This window comes from Pseudomonas putida group bacterium ESBL64 (genome assembly GCF_045277175.1).
GTDB lineage: Bacteria > Pseudomonadota > Gammaproteobacteria > Pseudomonadales > Pseudomonadaceae > Aquipseudomonas > Aquipseudomonas alloputida.
The window spans coordinates 2,249,097-2,266,568 of record NZ_CP145799.1; the positions used below are offsets into that span (position 1 = coordinate 2,249,097).

Here is a 17,472-nt window from a genome sequence, read left to right on the forward strand (position 1 = left end):
GTCGGCTTCCCACGTACAAGGTGACCGTCATGATCGACAGCAGAATCAACGCCAAAGGCGTGCAGTTCGTAGTAGACCATCTGGCCAACATCCCACGCCCGGACCGCGAAGCCAATCGCTTGATCCGGCAGTGGCTTGCCGGGCAAGGTGTGCATATCGACCCCGATCGCGTCGATGTGGTCACCCTGCACTACCGGCCGGATGACCAAGGGTATGTGGCAGCGATCCAGCAGACCCAGAGCATGACCCAGGCGCTGCTGGGCAACTGGCAAGGGGAGTCCGATAACAACCTCATCGGCGCGCTGTTCGCCAACCCTTGGGCAGGCACCTTCCCCCAAGGGCCGTTGAAGCTGGTCGATCGCCTGCCAGCGCTGGGCTTTGGCCATCAGGGCGCAGCCTTCGAAGTGTACAACGGCCTGTTCCAGCGATCGTCCCCTGCCCGTTACGATGCCTCGACCCACGTTCAGGTACCGGCTGAAGCTTTCCAGCGTTTCATAGACGCGCTGGATTTTCACACGCCGTTCAAAGCCATGCTCGACACGTACTGGCAGGAGCATCAGGACAGTCACCGCCTGGCCAGCAAGCTCAATTTCATCGCCGCCTGCAACGCCCAGGTCAGCCAGGGGCGCCTGAGTGATGCCGCCAGGGAGCTGGCATGGCAAGCCGCCGGCATGATGCCGCAGCGTTTCAAGATACGGGTGAGCACGCTGAGCATCTATGGCTATGCGGCCACCGACCTGCTGTACATCAATGCCCCCCACAGCGATCTGACCCTGCTGTACATGCCAGGTAACAGCTCGCCCTTGCTCGAATTCGCCAGCGAGAACCTGCTCAAGGACTGGGTGGGCGATCAGTGCAAGGACCCCGCCCGACGCGAGGCACTCAAACAACACTTCAGGCTTGCCGACCGCCCTCAGGGCCTCGATTTCAGCGGCCTGGACACCGCGCTCGAGGGCCTTGGCGACTATCCGGTTCGGCACCGGCTGCCGCCTGAACATGGTTATTTCAACGATGATGGCGTCTGGCCCCCCAGAACCTACGTGAACTACAAACCTGGCAAGTACAACCCCAAACTGACCGGGGATATGTTCGCAGCCCTGACCGAGCGCCAGCGCCAGCGCAGCTACGACGATGCCGATTTTGTCATCACCACCGATAGCCAGGTTACCAAAGCCAAATGGCGAGGCTACCTCACCAATACGCTCAACCTGCTAGCGCCATTGTGCCTGGTGGTGCCGGGGCTGGCGCCACTGCTGGCGCTCGGTGGCATTGCCCAGTTGGGTCTGGGCCTGGATCAGGTGATCAACGGCCACAGCCTGAAAGCCAAACAGGATGGGGTGGGCGACATCGCCTGGGGGCTGTTCAACGCCGTACCGCTGGCAACGGAGGGCACAGCAGGCATCAAGGCCCTGTTCGAGTTCAAAAGCGATGGTTTTGTCATGCCGCGCGAGGTCAACGGGCAGCTCGGCTATCCGTTGAGCCCGACCAGCCCACCGCGGCTTCCAGAGCCAGAAGGCGCGGAGTACTTCCACAACCACGAGCCCATTGCCCCCCTTGATGACGGCGACCCGGAGGTTGCCGGCGCGGTGATACGGTTGCCCCACTACGATGGCGAACTGGACGACCTGGAATGCAGCATCGAAACCTACAACGCGCGGGTGGTCTATGACATGGAGCGGAATGCGTTCATCCTCAAGGACGACGTCAACGAGGTCGATCCGCAAGCCTACGTGGCAGTCCCCGGCAGCCGTGACCTGGTGGCGCTCGACATGCCTCGGCCGGTAACCGACGCCATGCGCACGCGCACTTTGCGCGCCTTGGGTGTCGACCTGCCCCTGCCGGTGCAAATACCGACACGGGCGCCGGACAGCGCACCTATCCCAAAACTCATATCCAGCCTCTGGGTCGGCAACAACGTCCTTGGCGAGCCATTGCTGGCCAACCTTGCCGCCAACGCAGCGCGCCTGAGCGACAGTGAATACAGCATGCGCCTGTTTCTGTCGAAGGCTTCGCCTACCGCCTACGAACAGAACGCAAGGCTATTGGCAGCCCGGGCGCCGGGGCTTCAGGTATTGCCGCTTGAAGAGCAAGGTTTCTTCCGGGCCTTCCGCCAGAGCCGCTATTACGCACAGTACGATGCAGCACTGGATGGCAACGGTGGCATCGCCACCAATTACGCGTCGGCGACGGATGTGCTGCGCTACCGAATGCTGCACCATGAGGGTGGGCTGTACATGGACGTAGACGATTTCCTGCTGCCGGACGGCAAGGGCGAAACGATCGACCAGGTCGAGCTGCACACCCCGCCCGATGGGCTGCTGCTGCCACCGCCGATGTGCAACGAAAAAATGAGCATGAATTGCCTGTACAACACCAGCCTCATAGGTAGCCACCCAGGCAACCCGGTGCTGGATGCGATCTCCGATGAAATGCTCGCACGCTACCAGACCCATGCAGACTTTTACGACAGCCGACCGAGCCTGGAACAGGACCCTGGCAATTTCTACCGCTATGCCAACAAGCTCAGCTACCTCACCGGCCCGGCGCTGCTCACCGAGATGGTCGATCGCCATCTACCCGGCCTGCGGACCCTGCGCCAGATCATCAACTTGCACATCATGCCACGCGTCAACACCTACCCATTCATCGACGCCTCACAGGCCAATGCTGCCCTGAAGCAATTGCTGCCCCTGAACCGTTTTGCCGGCGTCGGCGGCAATCACTCCTGGGTTCGCAACTGAAATGCATGGGGAACTGAACGGGCCTGGCGGCGCCCTTCAGATCGAGCGACGCATGGGCGCCGCTCGATGTCCCAGGTGACGAGCCTGCTAACGAGGCTACCTGTCAGCCCCCGTCAAGGAGCCCGGTGCACCTTGCTCATCAACTCCGCCTCGGCCTGGGTCAGGCCGCAGCTCTGGGTCAACTCATCGACACTCGCCCCCATCCCCACCAGCTTGGCCGCCTGGCTAAAGGTAACGTTGCTGGGGTCGCGCTGCTCGAGGCGCTCCAGCCGGTCTGGCAGGGTAGCCACCGTCGCACGCAGCTCATGGATGGCCTCACCCATGCGCACAGTGCCGTTCTGGTAGTCATCCAGACGCTTGGCCAAGTCCTTGATGCGCTGGTCACGCAGCGCATCGCCCTCGGCCTGCTGCGCAGCCAGCTCGCGCTGGCGCTTGCTGTAGTTGAGGAAAAACCACAGGCTCAGCGCCCAGGCCAGCGCCAGGAAGATGACAGCAACCTCTAGGATCAACTCAGATGTTCTCCAGCTCGGACCACTCTTCCTCGGTCATCATCTTGTCCAGTTCGACCAGGATCAGCAGTTCGCCATTCTTGTTGCACACGCCCTGAATGAACTTGGCCGACTCTTCGTTACCCACGTTCGGCGCGGTCTCGATTTCAGACTGGCGCAGGTAAACCACTTCGGCCACGCTGTCGACCAGAATGCCGACCACTTGCTTGTCGGCTTCGATGATGACGATACGGGTGTTGTCGGTCACTTCGGTCGGCATCAGGCCAAAACGCTGACGCGTGTCGATCACCGTCACCACGTTACCGCGCAAGTTGATGATGCCCAGCACGTAGCTCGGCGCACCCGGCACCGGGGCAATCTCGGTGTAGCGCAGGACTTCCTGCACCTGCATCACATTGATGCCGTAGGACTCGTTGTCCAGACGGAAGGTAACCCACTGCAGGATCGGATCTTCGGAACCTTGTGCAGACGACTTTTTCATTCCCCTACCCTCAAAATCCGCCGTTGGCGGTATGTTCTGTGTCATTTCTGTTTGGCGTGCATCTGCTTGACCGCACCGCTGGCGATCAGCTCGGCCAGTGCGGCGACGTCGAGCAGTGCGCACATGTGTTCGATTACGGTGCCGGCCAGCCACGGGCGCTGGCCACGCTGGCTGCGCCACTTGATCTCCGACGGGTCCAGGCGCAGCGAGCGGCTGACCTGATGCACCGCCAGCCCCCATTCGTAGCCCTGTACCGAAATCACGTACTGCAGGCCCTGGCGAAAATCATCGCGGTAGCGGTCGGGCATTACCCAACGCGCAGTGTCCAGCACCTTCAGGTTGCCGGCCTGGCAGGTCAGGATGCCGAGGAACCAGTCGGGCTGGCCGAACAGTGGCGTCAGCTCCTGGCCAGCCAGGGTGTAGATCGAGCCCAGGCACACCAACGGCACCGCCAGGGTCAGGCCGGCAACGTCGAACAGCAGGCATTCGAACGGCTCGGCCGCCCACACCGGACGACCGTCGACAGTGGCCGGGGGTACGGGCAGGTTGGGTGCCGGCAGATGCACATCGACCAGCGGCACAGCCGGTTCCACGGTTTGTTCTTCGACCAGTACCGGGATGCTGGCTTCGGCCACGACCTCCTGCTCGACCACCGTCACCACCGGGGCTTCCACCGGCATCACGCTGGGCAGTACCGCCAGACGGGGTTCGGCGAACGGCCGCGGGGCAAAGCTGGCGGCGGCGGCTTCGGCGGGCTCAGGCCGGGCTGGCTGTCGGGCATCGCGTGCCTGCTCCTCGCGCACCGCCTCGGCGAACTCATCCGCCACTGCCGGCTGCTCGCTCAGGTCTTCGGCCTCGGTGGCCTCCTGCAGCAGGCCGTCCAGGTACGATTGCAGGGCCATCTGGGGCCGGGTGCTGGTTTGCCGGGTTTGAGTCATCAGGCCACCTGCACTGCGGTCTTGTAGGTGAGCAGGTGCTTGAGCAGCGCCCGGTAGGCGATCAACCCACGGCTCTTGCTGTCGAACTGCGAAGGCGTGACGCCCTTGCGACTGGCATCACGCAGGCGCGTATCCACCGGGATGTAGCCCTGCCACACATGCTGCCCGTAGGTGTCACGCAGCAACTTGAGGGTGCCCAGCGACGCCTGGGTACGACGGTCGAACAGGGTCGGTACGATCTGGTACGGCAGCGCCTGCTTGCGCGAACGGTTGACCATGGCCAAGGTGCCGACCATGCGCTCCAGGCCCTTCACGGCGAGGAACTCGGTTTGTACCGGGATCACAAGCTGCTGGCTGGCGGCCAGGGCATTGACCATCAGCACACCCAGCAAGGGTGGGCTGTCGATCAGGGCATAGTCGAAATCCTGCCACAGCTGCGCCAGACTCTTGGCGATTACCAGGCCCAGGCCATTCTGCCCTGGCGACTGGCGCTCCAGCACCGCCAGGGCGGTACTCGACGGCAGCAGCGAAATGCGCTCATCGCTGGTGGGCAGCAGCAGTTGCCCGGGCAAGCCTTCGGGCACCGTGCCCTTGTGCAGGAACAGGTCGTAGCAGCTGTGCTCCAGGGCGTCCGGGTTGTGCCCGAAGTAGCTGGTCATCGAGCCGTGCGGGTCGAGGTCGACGACAACCACGCGCTTGCCGGCCTCGGCCAGCAGGCCGGCCAGGGCAATGGTAGTGGTGGTCTTGCCGACACCACCTTTTTGATTGGCTACTGCCCAGACTCTCATCAAGCAAACTCTATCTATTGATTTGGCAGGGACACTGTAGAAACAACCGTCATGCGCAAAACTTCAAAGCTCGCACTCTCCTCTGTGGGAGCGGGCAAGCCCGCGAACACCGGCGTAGCCGGTGCCATTCACCGAGTCGCTGGCTTCGCGGGCATGCCCGCTCCCACAGGGGGCGGCGGCACAGTCAAAATCGTGTTCGTATCAGCGACGGGGAATTGACGTATCACGGCCTCGCTACCGTTGCTTGTATTGCCGGTGCACTTTGTGTGCCAGCGCGGCGCAATGCGGCATCCGGTGTGGCATTGGCGCTGCCCGAGCCTGTCAGGCTGCGGCGCACTTCCAGGTTACGGGAAATCACCAGTACCACCCGGCGGTTGCGGGCGCGCCCTTCGGCGGTATCGTTGCTGGCCACCGGCTGGTACTCGCCATAGCCCACCGAAGCCATGCGCGCCGGGTTGACGCCCTCCATGGCCAGCAGCCGCACGATGCTGGCCGCGCGCGCCGAGGACAACTCCCAGTTGGTGGGGTACTGCGCGGTGCGGATCGGCAGGTTGTCGGTGAAGCCTTCGACGTGCACCGGGTTGGCAAACGGCTTGAGGATGTTGGCCACCTTCTCGATGATCGCAAACGCCTTGTCACTGGGCATCGCGTCACCACTGCCAAACAGCAGCGACGAGTTGAGCTCGATCTCCACCCACAGCTCGTTGCCGCGCACAGTCATCTGGTCGCTGTTGATCAGGTCGCCGAAGGCATCGCGCACGTCATCGCTGATGGTTTTCAACGGGTCGACATTGGTCGCCGCCAGGCCCGCTTCGGTCTGCTCGCTGTCTTTGACCAGCGGTTGGGCCGGGCGAACGCTCAGCGGCTGCTCATCGCCAATCGGGATCGGCTTCATGCTGCGCTCGGGGTCGTTGAATACCCCTAGCAAAGCCTGGGAAATAACCTTGTACTTACCCTCGTTGATCGAGGAAATGGAATACATCACCACGAAGAAGGCGAACAGCAACGTGATGAAGTCGGCGTACGACACCAGCCAGCGCTCGTGGTTTTCGTGTTCCTCGGTATGACGACGGCGACGCATGGGTTACTCCATGAAGCCTTGCAGCTTCAGCTCGATCGAGCGCGGGTTTTCACCTTCGGCAATCGACAGCAGGCCTTCGAGCAGCATTTCACGGTAGCGCGACTGGCGCATGACGATGGCCTTGAGCTTGCTGGCGACCGGCAATAGCACAAGGTTGGCACTGGCCACACCGTAAATGGTGGCGACAAAGGCCACGGCAATGCCATTGCCCAGTTGCGACGGGTCGGCCAGATTGCCCATCACATGGATAAGGCCCATGACCGCCCCGATGATGCCGATGGTCGGCGCATAGCCGCCCATGCTTTCGAATACCTTGGCTGCCTGGATGTCACGGCCTTCCTGGGTAAGGAAGTCGACCTCAAGGATGCTGCGGATTGCTTCCGGCTCGGCGCCATCCACCAGCAGTTGCAGGCCCTTGCGCGCATAGGGGTCGGGCTCGCTGTCCGCTACCCCTTCCAGGCCCAGCAGGCCTTCTTTGCGAGCGGTCAGGCTCCAGTTCACCACACGGTCGATGCCGCCCGCCAGATCGACCCGCGGCGGAAACAGGATCCAACGCAAAATCTGCAAGGCACGCTTGAACGACGACAGCGGCGACTGCAACAACGCCGCCGCCAGGGTGCCACCCAGCACGATCAGAGCCGCCGGGCCATTGACCAGAGCACCGACATGACCGCCTTCAAGGAAGTTGCCACCGACGATGGCAACGAAAGCCAGAATCAAACCGATCAGGCTGAGGACATCCATCAGACGCACGCCTCCACCAGGTGCTTGCCGATTTCATCCAGGCTGTACACGGCATCCGCCAGGTTGGCCTTGACGATGGCCATGGGCATGCCATAAATCACGCAGCTGGCTTCATCCTGGGCCCACACCGTGCTGCCCCCCTGCTTGAGCAGGCGCGCGCCCTCGCGGCCATCGGCGCCCATGCCGGTGAGCACCACCGACAACACCTTGTCACCGTACGACTTGGCCGCCGAACCGAAGGTGATGTCCACGCACGGTTTGTAGTTCAGGCGCTCGTCGCCGGGCAGGATCTTCACCGTGCCACGGCCATCGATCATCATCTGCTTGCCACCGGGGGCCAGCAGGGCCAGGCCCGGGCGCAGCATATCGCCGTCTTCGGCTTCCTTGACGCTGATGCGGCACAGCTTGTCCAGGCGTTCGGCAAACGCTTTGGTGAAGGCCGCCGGCATGTGCTGGATCAACACGATCGGCGCCGGGAAATTGGCCGGCAGCTGGGTCAGTACCCGCTGCAGCGCCACCGGCCCACCCGTGGAGGTACCGATGGCCACCAGTTTGTAGGGTTTGCGCTTGGGTGCCGGCGAGTGCGAGGCCGCCGGTGTCGGGGCCACTGCACGGGCAGGCGCTGCCGGGCGCGTCTGCGCCTGGCTGGCGAAAGTGCTGGCGGGCGCTGGCGCGGCGACCGGCGCCGTTCTGGCATAGCTGCCGATCCTGCGGTTGCTGCGCGAAATGGTGTGCACCTTCTCGCACAGCAACTGCTTGACCTTGTCAGGGTTGCGCGAGATGTCCTCGAAGTTTTTCGGCAGGTAGTCCACTGCGCCGGCATCCAGCGCGTCGAGGGTGACGCGGGCGCCTTCATGGGTCAGCGACGAGAACATCAATACGGGCGTCGGGCAGCGCTGCATGATGTGCCGCACGGCGGTAATGCCATCCATCATGGGCATTTCGTAGTCCATGGTGATCACATCGGGCTTGAGCGCCAGCGCCTGGTCGATTGCTTCCTTGCCGTTGGTCGCGGTACCCACTACCTGGATCGTTGGATCCGCCGAGAGGATTTCCGAGACACGGCGGCGGAAGAAACCAGAATCATCCACCACCAGGACCTTGACTGCCATAAACACTCCATTAGGCGGCGCAACCCGCCAGGGCGCGCCACCGAAATCAAATACGCCGCGCGGCGTAACGCTTGAGCATGCTCGGGACGTCGAGAATCAACGCGATGCGACCGTCGCCGGTAATGGTGGCCCCGGACATGCCCGGGGTGCCTTGCAGCATCTTGCCCAGCGGCTTGATGACCACTTCTTCCTGGCCCACCAGTTGGTCAACGACAAAACCGATGCGCTGGGTGCCGACCGACAGAATCACCACGTGGCCTTCGTGCTGCTCTTCGTGCACCTGGCCCTGGACCAGCCAGCGCTTGAGGTAGAACAGCGGCAGCGCCTTGTCGCGCACGATCACCACTTCCTGGCCATCGACCACGTTGGTGCGCGACAGGTCGAGGTGGAAGATCTCGTTGACGTTGACCAGCGGGAAGGCGAACGCCTGGTTGCCCAACATCACCATCAGGGTGGGCATGATCGCCAGGGTCAGCGGCACCTTGATGACGATCTTGGAGCCTTGGCCCTTGGCCGAGAAAATGTTGATCGAGCCGTTGAGCTGGGAGATCTTGGTTTTCACCACGTCCATGCCCACGCCACGCCCGGACACATCGGAAATCTCGGTCTTGGTCGAGAAACCAGGGGCGAAGATCAGGTTGTAGCAGTCCGACTCGCTCAGGCGCTCGGCGGCGTCCTTGTCCATCAGGCCCTTTTCCACGGCCTTGGCGCGCAGGATGTTCGGGTCCATGCCCTTGCCATCGTCCGAGATCGACAGCAGGATGTGGTCGCCTTCCTGTTCGGCCGACAGCACTACGCGGCCGGTACGTGCCTTGCCAGACGTTTCACGCTCCTCGGGCATCTCGATACCGTGGTCGACCGCATTGCGCACCAAGTGCACCAGCGGGTCGGCCAAGGCTTCTACGAGGTTCTTGTCAAGGTCGGTCTCTTCGCCGACCAGCTCCAGATTGATCTCTTTCTTCAACTGGCGCGCCAGGTCGCGGACCAGGCGCGGGAAGCGGCCGAAGACTTTCTTGATCGGCTGCATACGGGTTTTCATCACCGCGGTCTGCAGGTCGGCGGTGACCACGTCAAGGTTGGACACGGCCTTGGACATGGCCTCGTCGCCGCTGTTCAGGCCCAGGCGCACCAGACGGTTACGCACCAGCACCAGTTCGCCGACCATGTTCATGATCTCGTCCAGGCGCGCGGTATCGACGCGTACCGTGGTTTCCGCTTCGCTGGCGGCATGCTTTTCAGCGGCCGGGGCCGGCGCGCGAGGCGCCGCGGCAGGTTTGCTGGCCGGCGCAGGCGCTGGCGCTGGCGCGGCAGCGGGCTTGGTCACTGGCGGGCTTTCGGCCTTGGCGGCAGCCGGCGCTTGCGCCTGGACAGCAGCCGGGGCCTCTACAGTGGCAACATCGCCACCGAACTTGCCCTTGCCGTGCAACTGGTCCAGCAGGGCTTCGAACTCGTGCTCGCTGATTTCATCGCTGGCGGCACTGTTGTCGGGTGCGGCAGGCGCTGGTGCCTGGGCGGCTGGCAAGGCGCCAGCCTGGAAGGTGCCCTTGCCATGCAGCTGGTCGAGCAGCGATTCGAATTCGGCGTCGGTGATCTCATCACTGACCGCTTCGCTGCTGACGGCCACCGGCGGCGCGGCAACCTCGGCATTGAACTGGCCCTTGCCGTGCAACTGGTCGAGCAGCGATTCGAACTCGGCGTCGGTGATTTCATCACCCGCACCGCTGACAGTCTCGCCCTGCATCTGCTCGTCGGCCGCCGCTTGCGCCTTGACCGCATCGAGCGAATCGAGCAACTGCTCGAATTCACTGTCAGTGATGTCCTGGTGTTGCTCCTCGGCCTCGGCCGGCGCGGCAACCGACACGTCGGCAACCGGCGCCGGTGCAGGCGCTGCAACAGTTTCGGCTGCGCCAGGTTCGGCCAGGCGCGACAACGCTGCCAGCAGTGCGGGGGTGGCCGGTGTCACTTCGGCACGCTCGCGCACCTGGCCAAACATGCTGTTGACCGTATCCAGTGCCTCGAGCACCACATCCATCAGTTCCGCATCGACCCGGCGCTCACCTTTGCGCAGGACGTCGAACACGTTCTCGGCGATATGGCAGCACTCCACCAGCTCGTTCAGCTGGAGGAAGCCGGCGCCCCCTTTTACAGTGTGGAAACCGCGAAAGATCGCATTGAGCAGGTCGGCATCGTCAGGTCGGCTTTCCAGCTCGACCAGTTGCTCGGACAATTGCTCAAGAATTTCGCCGGCTTCTACCAGGAAATCCTGGAGGATTTCTTCATCGGCGCCGAAGCTCATCAAACGTGCTCCTTAAAAACCAAGGCTGGACAGCAGATCATCGACATCGTCCTGACCGGACACGACGTCTTCACGCTTATCGGCATGAATCTGCGGACCTTCACCCCGAGTCGGATGTTTTTCTCGATCTTTTTCTGCACGCAATTGATCGTGGTCATGTTTTATACCGGCAAAGCGGTCGACCTGGCTGGCCATCAGCACCAGCTTGAGCAGGTTGCTTTCCACCTCGGTCACCAGTGCGGTGACGCGCTTGATCACCTGGCCGGTCAGGTCCTGATAGTCCTGGGCCAGCAAAATGTCATTGAGGTGCCCGGAAACCTTGCGGTTGCCCTCGGCGCTGTGCGTCAGGAAACTGTCGACTCGCTTGACCAGATCACGGAATTCCGGCGCAGCCACTTCGCGGCGCATGAAGCGCTGCCAGTCGGTGCTCAGGGCCTTGGCCTCGCTGGCGAGCTCATTGAGCACCGGTGTGCTTTCCTCGACCAGGTCCATGGTGCGGTTGGCCGCGCCCTCGGTGAGCTTGACCACATACGACAGGCGCTCGGTGGCGTCGGTAATCTGCGACACCTCTTCTGCCTGTGGCATGGTGGGGTCGATCTGGAAACTGACGATGGCACTGTGCAGCTCGCGAGTCAGCTTGCCGACTTCCTGGTACAGGCCGCGGTCGCGGGTCTGGTTCAGTTCGTGAATCAACTGCACCGCCTCGCCGAAACGGCCCCGCTCCAGGCTTTCGACCAACTCCTGGGCATGCTTCTTCAGGGTCGACTCGAACTCGCCCAAAGACGTTTGTGATGAATCCATGACGCGCCCCCCCTGACGTGACTCAGCCGTTGACGCGTTCGAAGATCTTCTCGATCTTCTCTTTGAGCACCTGAGCGGTGAACGGCTTGACCACGTACCCATTGACCCCGGCCTGTGCCGCTTCAATGATCTGGTCGCGCTTGGCTTCAGCGGTCACCATCAGGACCGGCATGCTTTTCAGCTTGTCGCTGGCACGCACTTTACGCAGCAGGTCGATGCCGGACATGCCCGGCATGTTCCAGTCGGTCACCAGGAAGTCGTAGTGACCGTTTTCCAGCATCGGCAACGCTGTGGTGCCGTCATCGGCTTCGTCGGTGTTGGTGAAACCCAGGTCACGCAACAGGTTCTTGATGATCCGCCGCATCGTCGAAAAGTCGTCAACGATGAGGATTTTCATGTTCTTGTCCAATTAGACCTCCAAGCAGTCTCAAACGCGCTCGGCCTACCGAGCACGCACTCATTCAATTCGGTACAACGTGGAAAACGACTGCAACGACAGTGGGCTCAACGCGCCCGCCATTCCCCCAGGCGGCTGCGCAGGCGCGCGGCACATTGGCTGTGCAACTGGCTGACCCGCGACTCGCTGACACCCAGCACCTCACCGATTTCCTTGAGGTTCAGCTCTTCGTCGTAGTACAGCGCCAGCACCAGGCGCTCACGCTCCGGCAGGTTGGCGATAGCCTCGGTCAGGGCAGCCTGGAAGCGCTCCTCCTCCAGGCCGCGCGCAGGTTCGACCTGGCCACTGGCGCCATCCTCATGCAGCCCTTCGTGCTCGCCGTCCTGCAACAGGTCGTCAAAGCTGAACAGGCGGCTGCCCAGGGTATCGTTCAAGATCCCGTAGTAATCATCGAGACTCAATTGGAGTTCGGCAGCAACTTCATGATCTTTAGCGTCACGGCCTGTTCTGGCCTCAACTGCACGCATGGCATCACTGACCATACGGGTGTTGCGGTGTACCGAACGCGGTGCCCAATCGCCTTTGCGCACTTCGTCCAGCATGGCCCCGCGGATGCGGATGCCAGCGTAGGTCTCAAAGCTGGCGCCCTTGCTGGCGTCGTATTTGTTGGCCACTTCCAGCAGGCCGATCATGCCGGCCTGGATCAGGTCCTCGACTTGCACGTTGGCCGGCAATCGCGCCAACAGGTGGTACGCGATGCGCTTGACCAGCGGGGCGTAGCGTTCGATCAGCTCGTACTGGGCGTCCTTCGCCGCCCGGCTGTACATCTTGAAGCCGCTGGCGTTCATAGTACGGGTCCCGCGCTGGTGGGTTGCACCAAGCGCTCGACAAAGAACTCCAGATGGCCGCGCGGATTGGCCGGCAGCGGCCAGCTGTCGACCTTCTGGGCAATCGCCTTGAAGGCCAGCGCACACTTGGAGCGAGGGAAGGCTTCGTAGACGGCACGCTGCTTCTGCACCGCCTTGCGCACGCACTCGTCGTACGGCACGGCACCCACGTACTGCAGGGCAACGTCAAGGAAGCGGTCGGTGACCTTGGTCAGCTTGGCAAACAGGTTGCGCCCTTCCTGCGGGCTCTGCGCCATGTTGGCCAACACACGGAAACGATTCATGCCATAGTCGCGATTGAGCAGCTTGATCAACGCGTAGGCGTCGGTAATCGAGGTAGGTTCATCACACACCACCAGCAGCACTTCCTGGGCGGCGCGAACGAAGCTGACCACCGAGTCACCGATACCCGCAGCGGTATCGATCACCAACACATCGAGGTTGTCGCCGATCTCGCTGAACGCCTGGATCAGCCCGGCATGCTGGGCCGGGGCCAGATGCACCATGCTCTGGGTGCCCGAGGCTGCCGGTACGATGCGCACACCGCCGGGGCCCTGCAGCATCACGTCACGCAGCTCGCAACGCCCTTCAATCACATCGGCGAGGGTACGTTTGGGGGTAAGGCCCAGCAATACGTCGACATTGGCCAGGCCCAGGTCGGCGTCCAGCAGCATGACCCTGCGGCCAAGCTCGGCCAGCGCCAGGGACAAGTTCACTGAAACGTTAGTCTTGCCGACGCCACCTTTGCCACCGGTCACGGCGATCACCTGTACGGGATGCATGCTACCCATGTCTGTTCTTTACCTTGTCTCGCTGGGACTCAGGCCACACGTAGGGCAATTCTGCGTGCCCCTTGGCATAGCGACTTTGCACACGCTTCATGGTCAACCCGCTCGCCGTGGGTTGTGATAGAGATCAGCGAACATGTCGGCCATGGCCTCTTCGCTGGGCTCGTCCTGCTGCTGCACATTCACCGCCCGCGTGACCAACTGGTGGCCCCTTGGCAGGTGCAGGTCGTCAGGAATGCGTGGGCCATCGGTAAGATAGGCCACTGGCAGTTCATGACTGATGGCAAGGCTCAACACATCGCCAAGGCTTGCCGTTTCATCGAGTTTGGTCAGGATGCAGCCGGCCAGGCCACAGCGCTTGTAGCTGTGGTAGGCGGCGGTCAGCACCTGCTTCTGGCTGGTGGTGGCCAGCACCAGGTAGTTCTTCGCGGCAATGCCACGCCCGGCCAAGGTTTCCAGCTGCATGCGCAGCGCAGGGTCGCTGGCCTGCAGGCCGGCAGTATCGATCAGCACCACGCGCTTGCGCAGCAGTGGCTCCAGCGCTGCTGCCAGCGACTGGCCCGGGTCGACGTAAGTCACCGGCACGTTGAGGATGCGGCCCAGGGTCTTGAGCTGCTCCTGGGCGCCGATACGGAAGCTGTCCATGCTCACCAGCGCCAGGTTCTGCGCGCCGTACTTGAGCACGTAGCGCGCGGCCAGCTTGGCCAGGGTGGTGGTCTTGCCCATGCCCGCCGGGCCGACCATGGCGATCACCCCGCCCTCTTCGATCGGCTCGATTTCAGGTACTTCGATCATCCGCGCCAAGTGAGCCAGCAGCATGCGCCAGGCCTGGCGCGGTTCCTCGATCTCGGCGGTCAGGTCCAGCAGCTCGCGGGCGATCGGCCCGGACAGGCCGATGCGCTGCAGGCGGCGCCAAAGGTTGGCCTGCTGCGGCTTGCTGCCCTGCAGCTGATTCCAGGCCAGCGAACCGAGTTGCACTTCCAGCAGCTCGCGCAGACCCGACAGCTCCGAGCGCATGGCATCGAACAGGCGCGGGTCAACCGGCGCAGCAGCCGGTACGGCGGCGGCCTCAGGGGCATCGACGTGCGGCTCGATCAACGGTTCGGCAGCGGTCAAAGATTGCCCGGCGAACAATTGGCGGTTGTTGTCGCTGCTGTCCTGACGCTGGTCCAGCTCGGCCTGGGCAGTGGCAATGCGCGTGTGGGTCTTGCGCAGCTCTTCTTCCAGCTCGGCGTTGGGCACACGCGGGGCCAGGGCGGACAGCTTGTAGTCCAGCGCGGCCGTCAGCTCGACACCACCGGCAATGCGGCGGTTGCCAATGATTGCGGCATCGGCGCCCAGCTCGTCACGGACCAGTTTCATGGCCTGACGCATATCGGCGGCGAAAAATCGCTTAACTTGCATTATCCCCTACCTCAGCCGTTAGGGCCCACGGTGGCAACGATGGTGACTTGCTTGTTGTCCGGTATTTCCTGATACGCCAGAACATGCAAATTCGGTACAGCCAGGCGACCGAAACGCGACAACATGGCGCGGATCGGGCCGGCGACCAGCAGGATGGCCGGCTGACCCTGCATTTCCTGGCGCTGGGCCGCCTCGATCAGCGAACGTTGCAGCTTCTCGGCCATGCTAGGCTCCAGAAGAACACCATCTTCCTGACCCTGCCCGGCCCTTTGCAGACTATTCAGCAAAATCTGTTCCAACCTTGGCTCCAGGGTAATCACTGGAAGCTCCGACTCAACGCCGACAATGCTTTGCACGATGGCGCGACACAATCCGACGCGCACCACCGCCACCAGTGCGGCGGTATCTTGACTCTTGCCGGCGTTGTTCGCGATAGCCTCGGCAATACTGCGAATATCGCGCACTGGCACCTGTTCCGACAACAGGGCTTGCAGCACCTTGAGCAGCCCCGACAAGGAAATGACACCCGGCACCAGCTCTTCTGCAAGTTTAGGCGATGCCTTGGCCAGCACCTGCAGCAGTTGCTGAACCTCTTCGTGGCCGATCAGCTCGTGGCAGTGTTTCTGCAGAATCTGGTTGAGGTGGGTGGCCACCACGGTGCTGGCATCGACCACGGTGTAACCCAGCGACTGCGCCTGTGAGCGCTGGCCGACGTCGATCCACACCGCTTCCAGGCCAAACGCCGGGTCGCGCGCGGCAATACCGTTGAGGGTGCCAAACACCTGCCCAGGGTTGATCGCCAGTTCGCGGTCCGGGTAGATCTCCGCCTCGGCCAGAATCACCCCCATCAGGGTCAGGCGATAGGCGCTGGGTTGCAGGTCGAGGTTGTCACGAATGTGCACGGTGGGCATCAGGAAGCCCAGGTCCTGCGACAGCTTCTTGCGCACGCCCTTGATCCGCGCCAGCAACTGGCCGCCCTGGTTGCGATCGACCAGCGGGATCAGCCGATAGCCGACCTCCAGGCCGATCATGTCGATGGGGGTGACGTCGTCCCAACCCAGCTCCTTGGTTTCCAGCGCGCGCTGTGGCGAGGGCAGCAGGTCCTGCTGACGCTGCGCCTCTTGCTGGGCTTTGACCTTGGCCTGTTGCTGTTTCTTCCACACCAGGTAGGCGCCGCCGGCCGCCATCAGGCCGAGGCTGAGGAAGGCAATGTGCGGCATGCCCGGCACCAGGCCCATGACGATCATCAGCCCCGCCGACACCGCCAGCGCCTTGGGCGAATCGAACATCTGCCGATTGATCAGCTTGCCCATGTCTTCAGAGCCTGAAGCACGGGTGACCATGATCGCGGCGGCGGTGGACAGCAGCAGTGATGGCAATTGCGCCACCAAACCGTCACCAATGGTCAGCAGGGCGTAGACCTTGCCGGCCTCGCTGAACGACATATTGTGCTGCAGCATGCCGATGAGCATGCCACCGATCAGGTTGATGAACAGGATCAGCAAGCCGGCGATGGCGTCGCCGCGCACGAACTTGCTGGCACCGTCCATCGAACCGTAGAACTCGGCCTCCTGCGCCACCTCGGCACGGCGGTGCTTGGCCTGGGCCTGGTCGATCAAGCCGGCATTGAGGTCGGCGTCGATGGCCATCTGCTTGCCAGGCATGGCGTCGAGGGTGAAACGCGCACTCACTTCCGAGATACGCCCGGCACCCTTGGTCACCACCACGAAGTTGATGATCATGAGGATGGCGAACACCACGGCACCGACCACGTAGTTACCGCCGATCACCACCTCACCAAAGGCCTGGATCACTTTACCGGCAGCGCCGTGGCCCTCCTGGCCATGCAGCATGACCACACGGGTGGACGCCACGTTCAGGGCCAGGCGCAACAACGTGGCCACCAGCAGGATGGTCGGGAACGCGGCAAAGTCGAGCGGGCGCAGGGCGTATACACAGACCAGCAGCACCACGATCGACAGGGCGATGTTGAAGGTGAAGAACACGTCGAGCAGGAACGGCGGTATCGGCAACATCATCATTGCCAACATCACCAGCAGTAACAGCGGCACACCCAGGTTGCCCCGGCCGAGCCCGGCCAGGTTGTTGCGGGCGTTGCTGATTAACTGAGTGCGATCCACCGCGAGTCCTCTTGATGCAAAACTTTGACGCCCAGGGGGCGCCTGGGCGTGGCTTTGCAAGAAGCCTTCCAACTTTGCTCGAAGGGAGATTTATGTTGCCGGTGCCGGCCCTTTCGCGGGTGAACCCGCTCCTACACGACGGCCTGCGCCCAATCACCGATGTGTGTCCATCCCCGATCAGGTGTAGGAGCGGGTTTACCCGCGAATACGGTAGCGGCGGCAATGGTGAACGGCGGGTAGAGATTGGCCAGCAGGCCCGGCCCTTTCGCGGGTGAACCCGTTCCTACACGACGGCCTGCGCCCAATCACCGATGTGTGTCCATCCCCGATCAGGTGTAGGAGCGGGTTTACCCGCGAATACGGT

15 protein-coding genes are annotated in these 17,472 nt (G+C 62.7%); 1 reads left to right on the forward strand and 14 read right to left on the reverse strand.

The window, feature by feature from the left end:
- Window positions 1–29 precede the first annotated feature (29 nt).
- Window positions 30–2,741 carry a dermonecrotic toxin domain-containing protein gene (locus V6093_RS10200; protein ID WP_274083486.1) on the forward strand — a complete coding sequence of 904 codons (2,712 nt, stop codon included), beginning with the start codon at window positions 30–32 and terminating at the stop codon, window positions 2,739–2,741.
- A 113-nt stretch (window positions 2,742–2,854) separates the two neighbouring features.
- Here V6093_RS10200 and V6093_RS10205 read toward each other — a convergent pair whose 3' ends face one another.
- The 14 genes from V6093_RS10205 to flhA form a co-directional block, all read right to left on the reverse strand.
- Entirely contained in the window at window positions 2,855–3,250 is a 396-nt protein-coding gene (locus tag V6093_RS10205) for a DUF2802 domain-containing protein (protein ID WP_003254391.1), read from the reverse strand.
- 1 nt (window position 3,251) lies between these two features.
- On the reverse strand, window positions 3,252–3,731 hold the full coding sequence (locus V6093_RS10210) for a chemotaxis protein CheW (RefSeq protein ID WP_003254393.1): 480 nt from the start codon (window positions 3,729–3,731) through the stop codon (window positions 3,252–3,254).
- 41 nt (window positions 3,732–3,772) lie between these two features.
- Window positions 3,773–4,669 (reverse strand): CheW domain-containing protein, encoded by an 897-nt coding sequence (locus V6093_RS10215; RefSeq protein WP_012051648.1) that lies wholly within the window; start codon window positions 4,667–4,669, stop codon window positions 3,773–3,775.
- Window positions 4,669–5,457, reverse strand: a complete 789-nt coding sequence (locus tag V6093_RS10220; RefSeq protein ID WP_003254396.1) for a ParA family protein — start codon at window positions 5,455–5,457, stop codon at window positions 4,669–4,671. The genes V6093_RS10215 and V6093_RS10220 overlap by 1 nt, the downstream gene beginning before the upstream one ends.
- A gap of 223 nt (window positions 5,458–5,680) precedes the next feature.
- Window positions 5,681–6,538 (reverse strand): flagellar motor protein MotD, encoded by an 858-nt coding sequence (gene motD, locus V6093_RS10225; RefSeq protein ID WP_047604168.1) that lies wholly within the window; start codon window positions 6,536–6,538, stop codon window positions 5,681–5,683.
- Window positions 6,539–6,541: 3 nt separating this feature from the next.
- A complete protein-coding gene (locus V6093_RS10230; RefSeq protein ID WP_003254399.1) occupies window positions 6,542–7,282 on the reverse strand; it encodes a flagellar motor protein in 741 nt (246 codons plus the stop codon).
- A complete protein-coding gene (locus tag V6093_RS10235; protein WP_108078019.1) occupies window positions 7,282–8,394 on the reverse strand; it encodes a chemotaxis response regulator protein-glutamate methylesterase in 1,113 nt (370 codons plus the stop codon). Before V6093_RS10235 ends, V6093_RS10230 begins: the two co-directional genes overlap by 1 nt.
- Before the next feature lie 46 nt (window positions 8,395–8,440).
- Window positions 8,441–10,690 carry a chemotaxis protein CheA gene (locus V6093_RS10240; RefSeq protein WP_406669787.1) on the reverse strand — a complete coding sequence of 750 codons (2,250 nt, stop codon included), beginning with the start codon at window positions 10,688–10,690 and terminating at the stop codon, window positions 8,441–8,443.
- A gap of 12 nt (window positions 10,691–10,702) precedes the next feature.
- Window positions 10,703–11,491, reverse strand: a complete 789-nt coding sequence (locus V6093_RS10245) for a protein phosphatase CheZ (RefSeq protein ID WP_003254403.1) — start codon at window positions 11,489–11,491, stop codon at window positions 10,703–10,705.
- A 22-nt stretch (window positions 11,492–11,513) separates the two neighbouring features.
- The gene (locus tag V6093_RS10250; RefSeq protein WP_010955070.1) at window positions 11,514–11,888 is read right to left on the reverse strand and encodes a chemotaxis response regulator CheY; all 375 of its coding nucleotides are present in this window, start codon (window positions 11,886–11,888) and stop codon (window positions 11,514–11,516) included.
- A gap of 107 nt (window positions 11,889–11,995) precedes the next feature.
- The gene (gene fliA, locus V6093_RS10255) at window positions 11,996–12,736 is read right to left on the reverse strand and encodes an RNA polymerase sigma factor FliA (protein ID WP_003254406.1); all 741 of its coding nucleotides are present in this window, start codon (window positions 12,734–12,736) and stop codon (window positions 11,996–11,998) included.
- The gene (gene fleN / locus V6093_RS10260) at window positions 12,733–13,566 is read right to left on the reverse strand and encodes a flagellar synthesis regulator FleN (RefSeq protein ID WP_003254408.1); all 834 of its coding nucleotides are present in this window, start codon (window positions 13,564–13,566) and stop codon (window positions 12,733–12,735) included. The genes fliA and fleN overlap by 4 nt, the downstream gene beginning before the upstream one ends.
- A 93-nt stretch (window positions 13,567–13,659) precedes the next feature.
- Window positions 13,660–14,967, reverse strand: a complete 1,308-nt coding sequence (gene flhF / locus V6093_RS10265; protein WP_003254409.1) for a flagellar biosynthesis protein FlhF — start codon at window positions 14,965–14,967, stop codon at window positions 13,660–13,662.
- Window positions 14,968–14,978: 11 nt separating this feature from the next.
- Window positions 14,979–17,108 (reverse strand): flagellar biosynthesis protein FlhA, encoded by a 2,130-nt coding sequence (gene flhA / locus V6093_RS10270; RefSeq protein ID WP_003254410.1) that lies wholly within the window; start codon window positions 17,106–17,108, stop codon window positions 14,979–14,981.
- Between the last annotated feature and the right edge of the window lie 364 nt (window positions 17,109–17,472).

Coding starts and splice junctions, on each gene's coding strand:
- V6093_RS10215 (WP_012051648.1), bottom strand. CDS start 4,669: ATGACTCAAACCCGGCAAACCAGCACCCGGCCCCAGATGGCCCTGCAA.
- flhF (WP_003254409.1), bottom strand. CDS start 14,967: ATGCAAGTTAAGCGATTTTTCGCCGCCGATATGCGTCAGGCCATGAAA.
- V6093_RS10240 (WP_406669787.1), bottom strand. CDS start 10,690: ATGAGCTTCGGCGCCGATGAAGAAATCCTCCAGGATTTCCTGGTAGAA.
- V6093_RS10210 (WP_003254393.1), bottom strand. CDS start 3,731: ATGAAAAAGTCGTCTGCACAAGGTTCCGAAGATCCGATCCTGCAGTGG.
- motD (WP_047604168.1), bottom strand. CDS start 6,538: ATGCGTCGCCGTCGTCATACCGAGGAACACGAAAACCACGAGCGCTGG.
- V6093_RS10220 (WP_003254396.1), bottom strand. CDS start 5,457: ATGAGAGTCTGGGCAGTAGCCAATCAAAAAGGTGGTGTCGGCAAGACC.
- fliA (WP_003254406.1), bottom strand. CDS start 12,736: ATGAACGCCAGCGGCTTCAAGATGTACAGCCGGGCGGCGAAGGACGCC.
- fleN (WP_003254408.1), bottom strand. CDS start 13,566: ATGGGTAGCATGCATCCCGTACAGGTGATCGCCGTGACCGGTGGCAAA.
- V6093_RS10235 (WP_108078019.1), bottom strand. CDS start 8,394: ATGGCAGTCAAGGTCCTGGTGGTGGATGATTCTGGTTTCTTCCGCCGC.
- V6093_RS10245 (WP_003254403.1), bottom strand. CDS start 11,491: ATGGATTCATCACAAACGTCTTTGGGCGAGTTCGAGTCGACCCTGAAG.
- V6093_RS10250 (WP_010955070.1), bottom strand. CDS start 11,888: ATGAAAATCCTCATCGTTGACGACTTTTCGACGATGCGGCGGATCATC.
- V6093_RS10200 (WP_274083486.1), top strand. CDS start 30: ATGATCGACAGCAGAATCAACGCCAAAGGCGTGCAGTTCGTAGTAGAC.
- V6093_RS10230 (WP_003254399.1), bottom strand. CDS start 7,282: ATGGATGTCCTCAGCCTGATCGGTTTGATTCTGGCTTTCGTTGCCATC.